At 41.1% G+C, this 1,740-nt stretch carries 2 protein-coding genes and 1 pseudogene; all 3 read left to right on the forward strand.

Annotated features, from left to right (window positions below):
- Positions 1-309 (forward strand): annotated as a pseudogene (locus QZ359_RS02655) (metal ABC transporter ATP-binding protein); the annotation flags it as partial.
- Complete coding sequence (locus QZ359_RS02660; RefSeq protein ID WP_033682180.1) at positions 306-1,154, forward strand: metal ABC transporter permease; 849 nt, start codon at positions 306-308, stop codon at positions 1,152-1,154. The pseudogene QZ359_RS02655 and the gene QZ359_RS02660, both read left to right, overlap by 4 nt.
- A 31-nt stretch (positions 1,155-1,185) precedes the next feature.
- Positions 1,186-1,740 (forward strand): zinc ABC transporter substrate-binding protein (locus QZ359_RS02665; protein WP_293958025.1); only part of this gene is annotated, 555 nt, incomplete at its 3' end.

Raw genomic sequence — 1,740 nt, forward strand, 5'->3', positions numbered from 1 at the left:
TTCCAGCGGGTCTTGATTGCCAGATGTTTGGTGCAGGAAGCCGACTATATCCTCTTGGATGAACCTTTTGTTGGGATTGATTCTGTCAGTGAGGAAATCATCATGAATACGCTGAGAGATCTGAAAAAAGCTGGGAAGACGGTTCTCATCGTCCACCACGACCTCAGCAAAGTTCCCCACTACTTCGATCAAGTCTTGCTTGTCAATCGAGAAGTGATTGCCTTTGGTCCAACCAAAGAAACCTTTACCGAAGCCAATCTCAAAGAAGCTTACGGTAATCGACTCTTTTTCAATGGAGGTGACCTATGATTGCAGAATTTATCGATGGATTACAAAAATTCCATTTCTTACAAAATGCCTTGATAACAGCCATTGTCGTCGGGGTCGTAGCTGGAGCTGTAGGATGTTTCATCATTCTACGCGGGATGTCACTCATGGGAGATGCCATTTCACATGCTGTCTTACCAGGTGTAGCCCTCTCCTTCATCTTGGGCGTTGACTTCTTTATCGGAGCCATTGTCTTTGGATTGCTAGCTGCCATCATCATTACCTACATCAAGGGGAACTCGATTATCAAAAGCGATACCGCCATCGGCATTACCTTTTCTTCTTTCTTAGCCCTCGGTATCATCTTGATTAGTGTCGCTAAAAGTTCTACTGACCTTTTCCATATCCTTTTTGGTAATATCCTGGCCGTCCAAGATACGGATATGTTTATTACTATGGGTGTTGGGGCAGTCATTCTCTTGTTAATCTGGATTTTCTTCAAGCAACTCTTGATAACATCCTTTGATGAACTCTTGGCTAAAGCCATGGGAATGCCTGTCAATTTCTATCACTACCTTCTCATGGTACTCTTGACTCTCGTGTCTGTGACAGCCATGCAAAGTGTCGGAACTATCCTGATTGTAGCCATGCTGATTACCCCAGCTGCAACTGCTTATCTTTATGCTAATAGCCTGAAAAGCATGATTTTCCTTTCCTCAACCTTTGGAGCTACTGCTTCAGTTTTGGGACTCTTTATCGGCTATAGCTTTAACGTTGCGGCAGGTTCTAGTATCGTGCTGACAGCTGCTAGTTTCTTTCTTATTAGCTTCTTTATCGCTCCAAAACAACGATATTTGAAACTGAAAAATAAACATTTGTTAAAATAAGGGGCAAAGCCCCAATAAATTGGAGGATCTAATGAAAAAATTAGGTACATTACTCGTTCTTTTTCTTTCTGTCATTGCTCTTGTAGCATGTGCTAGCGGAAAAAAAGATGCAGCTTCTGGTCAAAAACTAAAAGTTGTTGCTACAAACTCAATCATCGCTGATATTACTAAAAATATTGCTGGTGACAAGATTGATCTTCACAGTATCGTTCCTGTTGGTCAAGACCCACACGAATACGAACCACTTCCTGAAGACGTTAAGAAAACATCTCAAGCTGATTTGATTTTCTATAACGGGATCAACCTTGAAACAGGTGGCAATGCTTGGTTTACAAAATTGGTAGAAAATGCCAAGAAAACTGAAAACAAAGACTACTTTGCAGTCAGCGAAGGCGTTGATGTTATCTATCTTGAAGGCCAAAACGAAAAAGGCAAAGAAGACCCACACGCTTGGCTTAACCTTGAAAACGGTATGATTTTTGCTAAAAACATCGCAAAACAATTGAGCGCTAAAGACCCTAGCAACAAGGAATTCTACGAAAAAAATCTCAAAGAATATACTGATAAGTTAGACAAACTTGACAAG

Origin of the sequence: Streptococcus sp., from assembly GCF_019414905.1 — a bacterium.
Classification (GTDB): domain Bacteria; phylum Bacillota; class Bacilli; order Lactobacillales; family Streptococcaceae; genus Streptococcus.

Bases quoted from the DNA above. Each gene is read 5' to 3' on its own strand.
- QZ359_RS02660 (WP_033682180.1), top strand. From the start codon at position 306: ATGATTGCAGAATTTATCGATGGATTACAAAAATTCCATTTCTTACAA.